Source organism: Aurantiacibacter zhengii (assembly GCF_003584125.1).
Lineage (GTDB): Bacteria > Pseudomonadota > Alphaproteobacteria > Sphingomonadales > Sphingomonadaceae > Alteraurantiacibacter > Alteraurantiacibacter zhengii.
On sequence record NZ_QXFL01000003.1, the window covers coordinates 229,584 to 243,192 of the forward strand.

Consider the following 13,609-nt stretch of genomic DNA (forward strand, 5'->3'; position numbering starts at 1 on the left):
CAGCGTGACGATGTCAATGCAAAAGTGCCAAATAGGTTAGTTTGTTGGACTTGGTGGGAGGCTTGGCAAACCCTCCTGCCTGCCGTAGATGCCGCAAAACCTCTCGGGATCTTCCATGCTTCGCGGACTTTACAACTGGACGATGGCCAAGGCCGCGCATCCCCACGCGCAGTGGTGGCTGGCCTTTTTCGCCTTCATCGAATCGAGCTTTTTCCCCATCCCGCCGCACCCTCTGCTGGGGCTGATGTGCCTGGCAGAGCCGAAGAAGGCGATCCGTTTCGCGCTGATCTGCACCGGCTTTTCCGTGCTGGGCGGGCTGTTCGGTTACCTGATCGGTTACTTCCTTTACGACCTCGTTGGCGAATGGCTGATCGGGGTGCTGGGCCTGACGGACAGCTTTCCCAAGGCCGCCTGCTACATCCGCGAACAGGGCGCGGCAGCGGTATTCCTGGCGGCGGGCACGCCGATCCCGTTCAAGCTGATGACCATCACCGCCGGCTTCATCGAGATGAACCTCGTCACTTTCCTGCTGGCCGCGATCGCGGGCAGGGCGCTGATCTTCATGGTGGTGGGCGTACTGTTCCAGTTCTTCGGGGCACCGATCAAGGCGATTATCGACAAGTACCTGGGCATGGTGACCACCGCCTTTGTCATTCTGGTCGTGGGCGGCTTCGTGGCCATCACCCAACTGGGCGGCCACGATGATGAAAGCGATTCGAGCGATCCGTGCGCCCAGGTCACCTCGATGGAGGATCTCCAGCGCTAGGGAGGAGGCAAGTGCGATGCGCAACGTACTGTTCCTGTGCACGGCCAATTCGGCACGCTCAATTCTGGCCGAGGTGATCCTGCGCGACGCTGCGCCGGGACGCTTCGCCGCTTATTCCGCGGGTAGCACCCCGCGCGGGGTGCCCAACCCGCTGGCGCTGCAACTGCTGGCGGCGAAAGGGCATGTGATCGACGATCTCTCGTCCAAGAGTTGGGAGGTCTTCGCGCGCGGCGCGCCAACGATGCACGCCGTCATCACGGTATGCGACAATGCCAGAGGCGAAAGCTGTCCGATCTGGCCAATGAACGCCGCGTTCGGCAGGCCGGTGCAGGCGCATTGGGGCGTGCCAGACCCCGCCGGCGTGACGCCTGACGGCACGCATGTCGATGGCGACATGTCCAGCTTCGAAACAGCCTATGCGCGCCTGTCGGACAGGGTGGCCAGGATGCTCGCGCTGGATGAAGATGCCATGACGCCGCGCGAATGGGGCGACGCCCTGATTGCCATCGGGCGCGAAGCAGAGGGGGCGACGGGGCATGGCTGAATACACATTGCCGCGCCGCTTGACGGCAGAGGCGCTGGGCAGCTTCTTCCTGTTCGCAGGCGTGCTGGGATCAGGTGTGATGGCGGAAAACCTGGCGGACGGGAATGTCGCCATTGCCCTGCTCGGCAACACTCTTGCCACGGGCGCGATCCTCTTCGTGATCATAGCGATGCTCGGCCCGGTCTCGGGTGCGCATTTCAATCCGGCGGTTACGCTGGCCTTCGCGATTCGCCGGGAGATCGGCTGGAGAGAGGGCGCGGCTTATGTGCTGGTTCAACTTGCCGCAGGGGCGATGGGCGCCTGGGCGGTGCACCTGATGTTCGACCTGCCGATCATGCAGCTGAGCACCAAGGCACGTGAAGGGATAGGTCAGTGGACCGGCGAGGGCATCGCCACCTTTGGCCTCGTGTTCACGATTCTCGCGCTGGTGCGGGTGCGGCGGGATGCGATACCAATGGCGGTGGCTCTCTACATCGTGGCTGCTTACTGGTTCACCAGTTCAACCAGTTTTGCCAATCCGGCAATCACCGTGGTGCGAAGCCTCTCCAACACCTTCGCCGGGATCGCGCCAGGCGACGTGCCCGGCTTTATCGCTGCGCAAATTGCAGGCACGATCCTGGCAGTGGTGCTGGCGGGGTGGATGTTCGAAGGCGGGATCAGCCCTCGAACTTCGTCTCCAGAGTGATCTCGGTGTCGAGCAGGCGGGAGATCGGGCAGCCTTCCTTGGCTTCCTTGGCCAGTTCCTCGAACTTCGCCTGATCGAGGCCGGGCACCTTTGCTTTTGTCTTGAGCGCTGACTTCGTCACCTTGAAACCGGCGTCGTCCTTTTCCAGCGTCACCTCGGCATGGGTGACAACCGAGCCGTCGGTGTGCCCCGCATCGGCCAGCTTGAAGCTGAGCGCCATCGTGAAACAGCTGGCGTGGGCCGCCGCGATCAGTTCTTCGGGGTTGGTGCCGGGCGCATCCTCGAACCGCGTCTGGAAACCATAGGGCTGCGCAGCCAGCGCGCCCGAGCCGGTGGACACGTGGCCCTTGCCGCCTTTACCGAGGCCTTCGTAAGTTGCGCTGCCTGTGTTGGTAGTCTTCATAGGGAATCTCCTTCCCTATGAAGACGTGCAGGCTGCGGCGCTGTTCCGGACCTAGATGATCCCGACCATTTTGCCCGCGCGCTCGAACATGCCGAGGATCGTCTCGACTTCCTCGTCCGAATGCAGGGCGCACAGCGAACAGCGCAGCAGGGTCATGTTGGCGGGCGTGGCCGGCGGACGGGCAAGGTTTACATAGAGCCCCTCCGTCAGCAGCGCGCTCCACATGGCGGCGCCTTTTTCCAGGTCCGGCATGATGACGGCGACGATGGCGCTCTGCGGTTCGTCCGTGCCCAGCTTGAACCCCATCTCGGTAAGGCCCGAGTGAAGCCGCCGCGAATTCTTCCAGAGATGCTCGCGCTTGTCCTTGGCGGTCATCAGCTTGCGAATGGAGGCGGCGGCCGTTGCCACCACGCTGGGCGGCAGGCTGGCGGTAAAGACGTAGGGGCGGCACACCAGCCGCATGATCTCGAACTTGGGGTGGTTGGACACGCAGAAGCCGCCAACCGTGCCCACGCTCTTGGAGAAGGTGCCGATGATGAAATCGACATCGTCCATGACCCCTGCGTCTTCCACCACGCCGCGGCCATTTTCGCCGATGAAGCCCATGGAGTGCGCCTCGTCCACCAGCACCATTGCGCCGTTGTCCTTGGCGACCTTCACCATTTCGGCAAGCGGGGCGACGTCGCCCAGCATCGAATAGACGCCTTCCAGCACGACCAGTTTGCCCGCACCTTCGGGAATGCGCTTCAGGCGCTTTTCCATGGCGACGATATCGTTGTGCTTGAACGGCACGATCTCGGCATTGCCCATCGCGCAGCCATCCCAGATGGAGGCGTGGCTATCGATGTCGAGCACCACATAATCGCCCTTGCCCGCGATGGTCGAAATGATGCCGAGGTTCGCCTGGTAGCCGGTCGAGAACACCATGGCATGTTCCATGCCGTAGAACTCGCGCAGCGCGTCCTCGCATTCCCGGTGGCCCTGGTAGGTGCCGTTGAGCACGCGGCTGCCGGTGGTACCGCTGCCGAAATCGGCCAGCGCCCTCTGCCCGGCATCGATCACGTCCGGGTCGAACGTCATGCCCATGTAGTTGTAGGTGCCCAGCAGGATCGTGTCGCGCCCGTTGCATATGGCGCGGGTGGGGGAGAGGACTTTCTCCATCACCAGGCTGAACGGGTCTTCCACCCCGCTGGCGAGAAGGTTCTCGCGCAGCTTGATGGTATCGTCGAACTTGCTGAAAAGGTCGGACGTATTGCCGGCCAGCTCGGGCGGCTGGTCCGCCTGCATGATTCCTTCGCTCATGGGTGCCTCAGCTGCTGACCAGGTCGTGCACGGCATCGACGAGCTGGCCGTATTTCTCGATCTCGGCCTGCTGGTTCATCGAAATGATGACGTCGAACTCGTCCTCGATCTCGGCAACGAAATCCATCACTGTCAGGCTGTCGAATTCCAGGTCACCGGCAAAGGTGGTGTCTTCGGTAATGGCAACGCCCTTCTTGTTGAAGGGCTCGATGATCGAGCGGATACGGGTATCGACTTCGGCGCGGTCCATCTAGGAAATTTCCTCAAGGCTGATAAGGCTGCCCCCTATAGGGCAGCACGGCCCGCGCGGCAAAGCTTTCGCGCGGTTGCTTGTCAAGCAGCCCGGCTATGGGGCTGTAGAATCGGCCTGATACTTGCGCGCGTCCTAGCTGGCGACCGCTGTCGGTGCGTCTTCGACAAGGCCCTTCACCGCCGCCATGAAAGGGCCGATCGAAACCGGTTTGGCGAGGTAACCTTCCGCACCGGAATCACGAATACGCTGTTCGTCGCCCTTTCCGGCATAGGCGGTTACGGCCAGCACCGGCACATCGGCCAGGTCGGCATCGTGTTTCAGGATGGCGATGAGATCGAGGCCGGAGACGTCCTGCAACTGGATGTCCATCACCACCAGATTGGGCGTAAAGGCACGGGCAGCTTCGATAGCGAGGTTGCCGTCGGCAACAGGCTCGACAGAAAAACCACCTGCCTGAAGCACGTCGCAGAAAAGTTTCCGGTTTAGATCGTTGTCCTCGACAACGAGGATACGCTTCTTCATTTAGCCCCCGAATTCCTCCGACCCGATGGAGGGATATCCAAACGTCTATCTTTATAACGGACTGCTGACAATTATTAACACAGGTGAAGATTCCGTAAAGGATGCCTCTGCACTGGCCCTTGCCGCCCTTGGTTGGGTGCTGGCGGACGAACGCAGGGCGCACAGGTTCCTCGATCTGACGGGCCTTTCGCCCGATGGGCTTCGCGAATCGATTGGCGAGGTTTCGACGCATCGCGCCGTGCTCGATTTCCTCAGCCAGCACGAACCGGACCTGCTGGGCGCGGCGCAGGCGCTGGACGTGGCGCCGGAAACGCTTGTCGCTGCCCGAAAGGATCTCATTCGATGAAACGCCCTCTGGTTGTCACTGACTGTGACGAAGTGCTGCTGCACATGGTCCGCCATTTTCGCGACTGGCTGGATACGGAGCACGACATCGATTTTGCGCTGAACGGCGATCCCTTCGTGCAGTCCATGCGCCGCCGCGGCAGCGATGCGGAGGTCGCCAAGGAGGAGGTCTGGAGCCTGCTGGGCGGCTTCTTCGACACGCAGATGGACCGGCAGGAGCCGATCGAGGGCGCGATAGAAGCAATCCGCGACCTGCAGCGCGAAGCCGATGTGGTGGTGCTGACCAACCTGGTAGACGAACGCAACGCGGCGCGCCGCCGCCAGCTCGAAGCACTGGGCATCGCAGCGCCGGTCTTTACCAACCAGGGCCCCAAGGGCGATGCACTGTCGCGCATCGTCGAGGAGCACGGGGCGGAGCGGATCGTATTCATCGACGACATCGCCCAGCATCACAGGTCCGCGATGGAGGTGGCGCCGCAGGTTCATCGCCTGCACTTCTGCGGCGAGCCGTCGATCTCCCCGTACGTGCCCTGCGCACTCGAGGCGGGTCACGCCCATGCGCGGATAGACAATTGGGCAGAGGCTCTGCCATGGATCAGGGAAACCCTTCACGGAGAGAAAGCATGAGCATCGAGGCACGCCTGAAAGAACTCGGAATCGCCCTTCCCGAAGTATCGCCCCCGCTGGCAAGCTATGTGCCGGTGATGGTGCATGGCGACCTGGCTTTCGTGTCCGGTCAGCTGCCGTTCGTCGATGGCGAGGTGGTTACCGGAACACTGGGCAAGGATGTGGAGCTTGACCGCGCGATCGCCGCGGCGCGGGCCTGCGGCATGATGATCCTGGCGCAGCTGAAGGCAGAGATCGGCTCGCTCGACAGGGTGGAGCGGATCGTGAAGCTGGGCGGGTTCGTTGCCTGCACACCGGACTTCACCGACCAGCACAAGGTGATCAACGGCGCGTCCGACCTGATGGCCGAGGTGTTCGGCGACAAGGGTCGCCACGCCCGCGCGGCGGTGGGTGTGCCGAGCCTGCCCGTCGGCGCGGCGGTGGAAGTGGACGCGGTGATCGCCCTTGGATCGGCCTGAACCGGATCGGCCCGTTTCTGATCGGGCCACAAGTATAGCCGCGCTGCAATCGTGCGCCTACGCCCACCGCGGGCTGCACGATGCGGGCGTGCCGGAGAACTCGCTCGCTGCTTTCCGCGCCGCGATAGGAGCCGGGCTCGGCATCGAATGCGATGTGCGCAAGAGCAGCGACGGGCGCGCTGTGGTGTTCCACGATGCGGACCTGGAGCGGCTGACGGACCAGGCAGGAGCCATGGGGGTACGCCCGGTGGGAGAACTCACGGCCCTCGCGCTGACCGGCAGCGAAGAGAAGATTCCTACCCTGCGCGATACTCTCGACTTGATCGCGGGCCAGGTGCCGGTTCTGCTGGAACTGAAAAGCGACGATCGTCGTCCCATCGATGCGCTGTGCCGCGCGGTGCGCCGCGATTTGGATGGTTACCGGGGTGCGGTCGCGATCATGAGCTTCGATCCCCGGATCCCGCGCTGGTTTGCCGAGCGGGAGCCTGACGTGCCGGGCGGACTGGTGGTGACGGAGCAGAATTCCCGCACCCTGGCCGCCGCGATCAAACGCAGACTGGCCGTATCGCATTCGCGCGCCGATTTCCTCGCCCTCGACATTCGCGACCTGCCCAGCAGCCTTTCGCGCAGGCAGGTGCGTAAAGGGCAGCCGCTCTTCAGCTGGACCGTGCGCAGCGCGGCTCAGGTCGAAACGGCGCTGAAGGCGGGCGCCATCCCCATAGTCGAAGGGCCAGGGGTAGCGGCGTGGGAGGCGGGTGCCTAGATTGGCACCGATGGCCGAATCTTCCCTCACTGCCAGGATCGCTCCGGGCGTCGGCACGATCGACGCCGCCGAATGGGACGCGCTGGCAGGCCCTGACAATCCGTTTACCAGCCACGCCTTCCTCACCCTGCTGGAGGATTCGGGCAGCGTGGGTCCCGGCACCGGCTGGCAGGCTGCGCCGCTGCTGCTGGAAGACGGTGCCGGAAAGCTTCTGGGAGCGCTGCCGGGCTACCTGAAGGGGCATAGTCAGGGCGAATACGTGTTCGACTACGCATGGGCGGACGCCTGGCACCGCGCCGGCGGCGAGTATTACCCCAAGTACCAGATCAGCGTACCGTTCACCCCCGCCACCGGCCCGCGGCTGTTGCTGGCCGACGATGCTCATGCCCTGCCTTTGCTGCGTTCTGCCGAACAACTGGTGCGGCAGAACGGCTGGTCCAGCGCCCATGCCACCTTCATCGAGCCCGTTCAGCAGCAACTGTTTGCCAACGCTGGCTGGCTGCGGCGCGAGGATATCCAGTTCCACTGGTACAACCGCGATTACGCCAGTTTCGACGCATTTCTGGAAGATCTGACCAGTCGCAAGCGCAAGGACCTGCGCAAGGAACGGCGTGCCGCGAACGAGGGGCTGGAGATAAAGGTGCTGACCGGCGAAGATATCCGGCCCGAGCACTGGGATGCCTTCTGGCTTTTCTACCAGGACACCGGCGCGCGCAAATGGGGCACCCCCTACCTTACGCGCGAAGCTTTCGACCTGATGGGGGAGCGCATGGCCGACCGCCTGCTGCTGCTGCTAGCTTACGAGGATGGCCACCCGATCGCAGGCGCGCTCAACTTTATTGGCGGACAAGCGCTCTACGGGCGCTATTGGGGATGCCTTGCCGACAGGCGCTTCCTGCATTTCGAGCTATGCTATTACCGCGCCATCGATGCGGCGATCGACCTGGGCCTTGCCCGCGTGGAGGCGGGGGCGCAGGGTGGGCACAAGCTGGCCCGCGGTTATGAGCCGGTGGCGACGGTGTCGATGCACTACCTCGCCGATCCGGGCTTTCGCGATGCGGTGGAGGACTTTCTCTCCCGCGAACGCATGGGCGTAGGCATGGACAGGCTTCACCTGGCCGAACGCACGCCCTTCAAGAAGGGCTAAACCCTAGTCCGGACCGTGCCACGGTCCGGTTCGAGCGCTGTTCAGGCGGCGGCGGCTTCACCGCGCAGCCATTCGCGCGCACGGCGCTGCGCTTCGGCAATTTCCCGCGCCGTCATCTCGTCCGACACATCGGCCCGGCACCAGCTGGCAGCCTCATGCCCCTGCGAGGCGGCGAGGTTAAACCACTTGTGCGCTTCGATAAGGTCGCAGCCTACGCCGTGGCTGCCGGTCGAATAGGCGACGCCCAGGTCGTAAAAAGCATTGGTGTCGCCGTCCGATGCCGCTGCCAGGCAGCGTGCCACCAGCATGTCCGCGCCCGAAACGTCGGCCGGTTCGATCTTTGCAAATGTCTCGATCTTGGCAAGTTCCATGATCGTTGGTCCCCTGTTGCTGTCCCGGTCGGATTGCTTCCGGGTGAAGCGATGTTTTGATGAACGTGGTCAAGAAATGGTTAACGGGGCTGGAGATTTATGCATTTCGCGCGTGTCGGGGGGCTTCTCGCGATTGCTGCTTGTGCCGACTTTGCCCTCGCCCTATAGGCGCGCCTCACGACGGCTTCAGCAGCCGGGGGGATAGATCCCGATTTCAATCGGGGCGGTCGCCGGGTGCAGCAGGGGAAGCCTTCACCGATCGGTTTTCGGAGTGACTGAATGGCCACCGCCACCCATGACGATATCGACATTCTCGCGAAGGCGAAGCGCGCCCTGCCCGCTGACTATTCGCCGGGCGAGGATGAAGAGTACATGTCGGAAAAGCAGCTCAACTATTTCCGCGTCCTGTTGCTGGAATGGAAGCGCAGCATCGTGCAGGCATCGGAGGGGACACTGCAGAACTTGCAGGATGGCCCCATCCGCGAGCCCGACCTGAACGACCGCGCCTCCAGCGAAACCGACTGGGGTATCGAGCTGCGCACGCGCGACCGGCAGCGCAAACTCATCTCCAAGATCGATGCCGCCCTGCGCCGCATCGACGAGGGTGAATACGGCTGGTGCGACAAGACCGGCGAACCCATCGGCATCAACCGCCTTATCGCACGCCCCATCGCCACCATGACCGTGGAAGCCCAGCAGGCGCACGAGCGGCGCGAGAAGATCTCCCGCGACGACTGATTTTCAACTGGCCCGCAATGGGACAGGTTGGATCCGCAGCCGATAAATTAGCAAACGGTTAGTCATTTGCGCTGCATGCCGCTGGCGTCATTTCAACGGCCCGCCGCGTTTCGCCCTTTCGTGGCGCTTCGTGGCTGGGTGACGAGCGAGACGCAACACAGACGAAGAGCCCGCCGCCATGAGCAATGTGGATACCCGCCAGGTCGATCGCGACAGCCTGTTCCTGCTGGCACAGTTGCGCGTGGACGGGCGCGACGAAGTCTTTCGCGTGAAGGTCCGCAACCTGTCCGCCGGCGGGATGATGGCCGAAGGCGATGTGAAAGTGATCCGCGGTGCGCTAGTCGAGGTCGAGCTTCGCAATATCGGCTGGGTCGAAGGCACCGTGGCATGGAAGCAGGAAAGCCGCTTCGGCATCGCCTTCGTCGACGAGATTGACCCCAAGCAGGCCCGCGCAAATGTCAGCGGTTCCACGGTGAACCATGGCGCCGCGACCAGGCAGGTCTTCGGCGCTGACGGTAAGCGTATTCTCAAGCTCTAGGCTCTTGGGCCAAAGCCCAAAGCTGGGTTGAAGCCGCCTTCGCCCGGGCCTATCGCTGCGGGCATGAACGCCCGCCATCTCCTGATCCTCGCCGCCTTTGGACTGGGCCTCGCAGCTTGCGATTCGAGCAGCGATGGCGCGGTGGACGTCGCGCTGATCGGCACGCCGGAAAGCGTCCTCACCACCAGCCTGCGGCTGTCCGAACCGGCGCAGCACGTGCGCGCGGCCACGCAATCGGGTCTCGTCGCGCTCAATGCGCAGGGTGAGACCGTACCCGCCCTGGCCGAACGCTGGATCGTCACCGATGACGGGCGCAGCTTCATCTTCCGCCTGCGTGAAGGGACCTGGCCCGATGGCAGCGAACTCACTGCTGCGAGTGTTCGCGATGCACTGGTGGACGCGATAGACGGCCTGGAAGGCACGTCGCTGGCGCAGGATCTCGCCCCGGTAGACGAGGTGCGCGCCATGGCCGGCCGGGTGATCGAACTGCGCCTGTCGACGCCCGAACCCTACCTGCTGCAACTGCTCGCCCAGCCGGAACTGGCGCTGCGCCAGCCGGGCGCAGAAACCGGGCCGATGACGATGCAGCGCGACGGGGAGGAAATTACTCTCAACTTCAAGCCGCCGCTGGAGCGCGGGCTGCCAGAGGACGAGCAGTGGCAGGAGACCGTGCGCGAGATCCGTCTTCACGTTCTCGCTGCCGATGACGCGATCGCCCTGTTCGACAGCGGCGAGGCCGAGGCCGTGATCGGCGGGACCCTCGGCGATTTTCCTTTGGTCGAAACAGGGCCGCTGTCGTCGGGCACCTTGCGGCTCGATTCCACCTTCGGCCTGTTCGGTATCCAGGTGCGCGCAGAAAGCGGGCTGCTGTCGAACACCGGGGTGCGAGAGGGGCTGGCCATGGCCATCGACCGCCCGGCACTGATGGCGCGATACAATATCGGCGGCTGGGTAGCGACCACCCGGCCTGTCTCCCCCGGCCTGCCCGGAGATCCCGGCCTGTTGCGCGAGCGATGGGCGGATCAGCCCATCGAGGAACGCCGTGCAGAGGCCGCCTCGCGCATTTCCGCATGGCGGCGCCAGTTCGATGAGGGCGACCTTGCGCAGCCCGCCACAGTTACCATCGCTTTGGGAGAGGGGCCGGGCTGGGACCTGCTGTTTCGCGATCTGGCCGGGCAACTGGCCAATGTCGGCCTTCGCCTGGAACGTGCCGAGGATGCGCGCGGTGCCGATCTGCTGCTGATCGACCGGGTCGCTCGCTATCCCGCTCCGCGCTGGTTCCTCAACCAGTTCCATTGCAGCCTTAACCGCGGGCTGTGTGACGAGAATGTCGATGCCCTGGTAGAGGCTGCACTGGCCGAACTGGACCCGACCCTGCGCGCCCGTGCCATGGCGCAGGCAGAGGCGGAACTGACGCTGGCCAACGTCTACATACCCATAGGCGCACCGCTGCGCTGGTCACTGGTGCGCGGCAGCGTGGATGCCTTCCTGCCTAATCCCTACGCCTTCCATCCCTTGCCCGAACTGGCGCAGATACCCAGATAGAGGCGGAGGAGATAACGCTTCATGGCCGATACGCCGGAATCGAAACTGACAGTGATGGAGCCCGAGCCGGCGCGCGGCGAAGGGCGCGCACGGCGCATGAACACCGTTCGGGACCTGCCGCTGGGCAAGGATGCCGCCTCGATCCGACGCCGCATAGAGGCGATGGAAATGGTGCTGGAGCGCAGCTTTACCGTCCCTGGCATCAATCGCCCCGTGGGTCTCGATGCGATCATCGGTCTGGTGCCGGTGGTGGGTGACATCATCGCCATGGGCATGGGCGGCTGGATCGTGTGGGAAGCCCGCAATCTGGGCATGCCCAAATGGAAACTGGCGCGCATGGCGGGCAATGTCGCTTTCGACACCGCAGTAGGCGCGGTGCCGATGGTGGGCGACGTGTTCGACTTCATGTTCCGCTCCAACACCCGCAACCTCCGCATCGTGAAGAAGCATCTCGACAAGCATCACCCGCATACGAAAGTGATCGACCAGTAGTTTCTTTCGAGACCGGTTTGCCTTAGGCGAGAGACCATGGCCAAGCGCGACGTTACCTATTCATCCTACCTCGACCTGGACCGCATCCTGTCGGCGCAGCATCCGGCATCCGATGCGCATGACGAGTTCCTGTTCATCATCGTCCACCAGGCCAGCGAGCTGTGGCTGAAATTGTGCCTGCATGAATTGGAGGCCGCGCGCGAGCTGATCGTGGCGGATACGCTAGGCCCTGCCTTCAAGATGCTGGCCCGCGTGGCGCAGGCGCAGCGGCAGCTGATTTCCAGCTGGGACGTGCTTTCCACCATGACCCCGCATGACTATTCGCTGGTGAGGCCGCACCTGGGCAATTCCAGCGGCTTCCAGTCGGCGCAATACCGGCTGATGGAATTCATCCTGGGCGGTCGCAATCCGGACATGGTGACCATGCACGAGGCAACGCCAGAGGTGGCAGCAAAGCTGAAGGCCGAACTGGCGCGCCCCAGTCTTTACGGCGAGGTGCTGCGCTTGTTGCAGCGGCGGGCTTTCGATTTGCCGGACGAAATCTTCGACCGCGACCTGAAAGCGCCGCACGAACCACTGGGCGTGGTGACCGAAGCATGGGCGAGGGTCTATCGCGAACCGCAGAAATACTGGGATCTCTACGAACTGGCCGAAAAGCTGGTGGACCTAGAATACCATTTCCAGCGCTGGCGGTTCGGACACCTCAAGACGGTGGAGCGGGTGATCGGCTTCAAGCGCGGCACCGGCGGCACGGCGGGCGTCCCCTATCTGGAAAGCGTGCTGAAGCTGGGCTTCTTCCCCGAACTGCTGGCCGTGAGGACGGAGATTTGACCGACTGGCAAGCCGAAGCCGCGCGGTTGGACGCCGCCGATCCCCTGGCGGCGCACCGCAGCGATTTCATTATCGATGAAGACCTCGCCTACCTCGATGGCAATTCGCTGGGCGCCTTGCCAAGTGCTACGCCGGACCGAGTTGCCGAAGTCGTGCGCGATGAGTGGGGTGAGGGGCTGATTTCCAGCTGGAATACGGCGAACTGGATTGACCTGCCGCAACGCATTGGTGCAAAGATCGCTCCACTGGTTGGCGCGCAGCCGCACGAGGTGGTGGTGGCCGACAGCGTTTCGGTAAACCTGTTCAAGCTGATCAGCGCGGCGCTCGCGATGCAGCAGGGCCGCAAGGTCGTGCTGTCCGAGCCGGGCAATTTCCCCACCGATCTCTACATGATCGACGGGCTGGAGAAGCAGAGACTGGCCGAGCGGCGACTGGCCGACCGCGCCGATATCGAAAGCGCGCTGAATGATGATGTGGCGCTGCTGCTGCTCACCCACGTGCATTACAAGACCGGCGCAATGTTCGACATGGCGCGGCTGACGAAGGCCGCCCACGATGCTGGCGCGCTGGTGCTGTGGGACCTGTCGCACTCTGTCGGCGCGGTGCCGGTGGACCTGAATGGCGCGGGCGCGGATTTCGCGGTTGGCTGCGGCTACAAGTACCTGAACGGCGGCCCCGGCGCCCCGGCCTTCGCCTGGGTGGCGGAGCGGCATCATGCAGACTTGCAGCAACCGCTCAGCGGCTGGATGGGTCATGCAAAGCCGTTCAAATTTGCCGACGACTACACGCCTGCGCCAGGCGTAGACCAGCTACTGTGCGGCACGCCGCCGATCGTTTCGATGAGCGCGCTGGAAGTGGGCGTAGACCTGATGGCGGGCATCGGGATCGAGGCGCTGGTGGCAAAATCGCGCCAGCTATCCGAATTTACGCGCGCAGCGACGGCAGCGGTCGTGCCTGAACTGCCGTGCATTTCACCAGAAGACCCCGAGCGGCGCGGAAGCCAGCTCTCCTTCCGGCACGAGCACGCCTACGAACTGTGCCAGGCCCTGATCGCGCGCAGGGTGGTGGGCGATTTCCGCGCGCCCGATGTGCTGCGCCTCGGCTTTGCCCCTGCCTACGTGCGCTTCGCCGATTGCTGGAGAGCGGTGAGCGAGTTGCGGGACATTCTCGACAGCGGCGAATGGCGGAAGGCGAAATATGCGGAGCGGGGCCAAGTGACCTGAGTGCGGTCCATTGAATGAAAGCCGGCTATTGCGCCTACGAACCACCGGGGCATATT

Annotated in this window: 19 protein-coding genes; 14 read left to right on the forward strand and 5 right to left on the reverse strand. The window is 63.7% G+C overall.

Annotation, left to right across the window (positions count from 1 at the left end; genetic code table 11):
• Positions 1-115 precede the first annotated feature (115 nt).
• From D2V07_RS08280 to D2V07_RS08290, 3 genes are read left to right on the forward strand one after another with little or no spacing between them, the layout of a single operon-like run.
• Positions 116-766 (forward strand): YqaA family protein, encoded by a 651-nt coding sequence (locus D2V07_RS08280; RefSeq protein WP_119586503.1) that lies wholly within the window; start codon positions 116-118, stop codon positions 764-766.
• Between the two features lie 16 nt (positions 767-782).
• Positions 783-1,310 (forward strand): arsenate reductase ArsC, encoded by a 528-nt coding sequence (locus D2V07_RS08285; protein WP_119586504.1) that lies wholly within the window; start codon positions 783-785, stop codon positions 1,308-1,310.
• A complete protein-coding gene (locus D2V07_RS08290) occupies positions 1,303-1,995 on the forward strand; it encodes an aquaporin (RefSeq protein WP_199698755.1) in 693 nt (230 codons plus the stop codon). The genes D2V07_RS08285 and D2V07_RS08290 overlap by 8 nt, the downstream gene beginning before the upstream one ends.
• On the opposite strand, the gene D2V07_RS08295 is transcribed toward D2V07_RS08290, so the two are convergent.
• From D2V07_RS08295 to D2V07_RS08310, 4 genes are all read right to left on the reverse strand, one after another.
• Positions 1,967-2,398: an OsmC family protein gene (locus tag D2V07_RS08295; RefSeq protein ID WP_119586505.1), complete on the reverse strand. Its 432-nt coding sequence runs from the start codon at positions 2,396-2,398 to the stop codon at positions 1,967-1,969. The two genes, D2V07_RS08290 and D2V07_RS08295, sit on opposite strands and share 29 nt — an antisense overlap.
• 51 nt (positions 2,399-2,449) lie before the next feature.
• Positions 2,450-3,700 (reverse strand): serine palmitoyltransferase, encoded by a 1,251-nt coding sequence (gene spt, locus D2V07_RS08300; RefSeq protein ID WP_119586506.1) that lies wholly within the window; start codon positions 3,698-3,700, stop codon positions 2,450-2,452.
• A 7-nt stretch (positions 3,701-3,707) separates the two neighbouring features.
• Entirely contained in the window at positions 3,708-3,950 is a 243-nt protein-coding gene (locus D2V07_RS08305; RefSeq protein WP_119586507.1) for an acyl carrier protein, read from the reverse strand.
• Positions 3,951-4,085: 135 nt separating this feature from the next.
• Positions 4,086-4,475: a response regulator gene (locus tag D2V07_RS08310; RefSeq protein WP_119586508.1), complete on the reverse strand. Its 390-nt coding sequence runs from the start codon at positions 4,473-4,475 to the stop codon at positions 4,086-4,088.
• Positions 4,476-4,500: 25 nt separating this feature from the next.
• Here D2V07_RS08310 and D2V07_RS08315 point away from each other — a divergent pair, with 25 nt between their 5' ends.
• Genes D2V07_RS08315 through D2V07_RS08335 form a run of 5 tightly spaced genes read left to right on the forward strand, consistent with a single transcriptional unit; the run spans position 4,501 to position 7,815 of the window.
• Positions 4,501-4,821: a DUF3572 family protein gene (locus D2V07_RS08315; RefSeq protein ID WP_119586509.1), complete on the forward strand. Its 321-nt coding sequence runs from the start codon at positions 4,501-4,503 to the stop codon at positions 4,819-4,821.
• Positions 4,818-5,447 carry an HAD family hydrolase gene (locus D2V07_RS08320; RefSeq protein ID WP_119586510.1) on the forward strand — a complete coding sequence of 210 codons (630 nt, stop codon included), beginning with the start codon at positions 4,818-4,820 and terminating at the stop codon, positions 5,445-5,447. Before D2V07_RS08315 ends, D2V07_RS08320 begins: the two co-directional genes overlap by 4 nt.
• Complete coding sequence (locus D2V07_RS08325; protein ID WP_119586511.1) at positions 5,444-5,905, forward strand: RidA family protein; 462 nt, start codon at positions 5,444-5,446, stop codon at positions 5,903-5,905. Before D2V07_RS08320 ends, D2V07_RS08325 begins: the two co-directional genes overlap by 4 nt.
• The gene (locus tag D2V07_RS08330) at positions 5,892-6,668 is read left to right on the forward strand and encodes a glycerophosphodiester phosphodiesterase family protein (protein ID WP_119586512.1); all 777 of its coding nucleotides are present in this window, start codon (positions 5,892-5,894) and stop codon (positions 6,666-6,668) included. The genes D2V07_RS08325 and D2V07_RS08330 overlap by 14 nt, the downstream gene beginning before the upstream one ends.
• A gap of 10 nt (positions 6,669-6,678) precedes the next feature.
• Positions 6,679-7,815: a GNAT family N-acetyltransferase gene (locus tag D2V07_RS08335; RefSeq protein WP_119586513.1), complete on the forward strand. Its 1,137-nt coding sequence runs from the start codon at positions 6,679-6,681 to the stop codon at positions 7,813-7,815.
• A gap of 41 nt (positions 7,816-7,856) precedes the next feature.
• Here D2V07_RS08335 and D2V07_RS08340 read toward each other — a convergent pair whose 3' ends face one another.
• Positions 7,857-8,186, reverse strand: coding sequence for an SEL1-like repeat protein (locus D2V07_RS08340; RefSeq protein ID WP_119586514.1), 330 nt, complete (start codon positions 8,184-8,186; stop codon positions 7,857-7,859).
• Between the two features lie 279 nt (positions 8,187-8,465).
• Between D2V07_RS08340 and dksA the strand changes: the two genes are divergently transcribed.
• From dksA to kynU, 6 genes are all read left to right on the forward strand, one after another.
• On the forward strand, positions 8,466-8,924 hold the full coding sequence (gene dksA / locus D2V07_RS08345) for an RNA polymerase-binding protein DksA (RefSeq protein ID WP_119586515.1): 459 nt from the start codon (positions 8,466-8,468) through the stop codon (positions 8,922-8,924).
• Between the two features lie 178 nt (positions 8,925-9,102).
• Positions 9,103-9,462: a PilZ domain-containing protein gene (locus D2V07_RS08350; protein WP_119586516.1), complete on the forward strand. Its 360-nt coding sequence runs from the start codon at positions 9,103-9,105 to the stop codon at positions 9,460-9,462.
• A 63-nt stretch (positions 9,463-9,525) separates the two neighbouring features.
• Positions 9,526-11,007 carry an ABC transporter substrate-binding protein gene (locus tag D2V07_RS08355; RefSeq protein ID WP_119586517.1) on the forward strand — a complete coding sequence of 494 codons (1,482 nt, stop codon included), beginning with the start codon at positions 9,526-9,528 and terminating at the stop codon, positions 11,005-11,007.
• A 96-nt stretch (positions 11,008-11,103) separates the two neighbouring features.
• On the forward strand, positions 11,104-11,499 hold the full coding sequence (locus tag D2V07_RS08360) for a DUF4112 domain-containing protein (RefSeq protein WP_119586739.1): 396 nt from the start codon (positions 11,104-11,106) through the stop codon (positions 11,497-11,499).
• 36 nt (positions 11,500-11,535) lie between these two features.
• Positions 11,536-12,330 (forward strand): tryptophan 2,3-dioxygenase, encoded by a 795-nt coding sequence (locus D2V07_RS08365; protein ID WP_119586518.1) that lies wholly within the window; start codon positions 11,536-11,538, stop codon positions 12,328-12,330.
• On the forward strand, positions 12,327-13,553 hold the full coding sequence (gene kynU / locus D2V07_RS08370; protein ID WP_119586519.1) for a kynureninase: 1,227 nt from the start codon (positions 12,327-12,329) through the stop codon (positions 13,551-13,553). The genes D2V07_RS08365 and kynU overlap by 4 nt, the downstream gene beginning before the upstream one ends.
• Positions 13,554-13,609: the final 56 nt, after the last annotated feature.

Coding starts and splice junctions, on each gene's coding strand:
- D2V07_RS08315 (WP_119586509.1), top strand. CDS start 4,501: ATGGAGGGATATCCAAACGTCTATCTTTATAACGGACTGCTGACAATT.
- dksA (WP_119586515.1), top strand. CDS start 8,466: ATGGCCACCGCCACCCATGACGATATCGACATTCTCGCGAAGGCGAAG.
- spt (WP_119586506.1), bottom strand. CDS start 3,700: ATGAGCGAAGGAATCATGCAGGCGGACCAGCCGCCCGAGCTGGCCGGC.
- D2V07_RS08365 (WP_119586518.1), top strand. CDS start 11,536: ATGGCCAAGCGCGACGTTACCTATTCATCCTACCTCGACCTGGACCGC.
- D2V07_RS08310 (WP_119586508.1), bottom strand. CDS start 4,475: ATGAAGAAGCGTATCCTCGTTGTCGAGGACAACGATCTAAACCGGAAA.
- D2V07_RS08355 (WP_119586517.1), top strand. CDS start 9,526: ATGAACGCCCGCCATCTCCTGATCCTCGCCGCCTTTGGACTGGGCCTC.
- D2V07_RS08335 (WP_119586513.1), top strand. CDS start 6,679: ATGGCCGAATCTTCCCTCACTGCCAGGATCGCTCCGGGCGTCGGCACG.
- D2V07_RS08285 (WP_119586504.1), top strand. CDS start 783: ATGCGCAACGTACTGTTCCTGTGCACGGCCAATTCGGCACGCTCAATT.
- D2V07_RS08280 (WP_119586503.1), top strand. CDS start 116: ATGCTTCGCGGACTTTACAACTGGACGATGGCCAAGGCCGCGCATCCC.
- D2V07_RS08325 (WP_119586511.1), top strand. CDS start 5,444: ATGAGCATCGAGGCACGCCTGAAAGAACTCGGAATCGCCCTTCCCGAA.
- D2V07_RS08360 (WP_119586739.1), top strand. CDS start 11,104: ATGAACACCGTTCGGGACCTGCCGCTGGGCAAGGATGCCGCCTCGATC.
- D2V07_RS08290 (WP_199698755.1), top strand. CDS start 1,303: ATGGCTGAATACACATTGCCGCGCCGCTTGACGGCAGAGGCGCTGGGC.
- D2V07_RS08350 (WP_119586516.1), top strand. CDS start 9,103: ATGAGCAATGTGGATACCCGCCAGGTCGATCGCGACAGCCTGTTCCTG.
- D2V07_RS08340 (WP_119586514.1), bottom strand. CDS start 8,186: ATGGAACTTGCCAAGATCGAGACATTTGCAAAGATCGAACCGGCCGAC.
- D2V07_RS08320 (WP_119586510.1), top strand. CDS start 4,818: ATGAAACGCCCTCTGGTTGTCACTGACTGTGACGAAGTGCTGCTGCAC.
- D2V07_RS08305 (WP_119586507.1), bottom strand. CDS start 3,950: ATGGACCGCGCCGAAGTCGATACCCGTATCCGCTCGATCATCGAGCCC.
- D2V07_RS08295 (WP_119586505.1), bottom strand. CDS start 2,398: ATGAAGACTACCAACACAGGCAGCGCAACTTACGAAGGCCTCGGTAAA.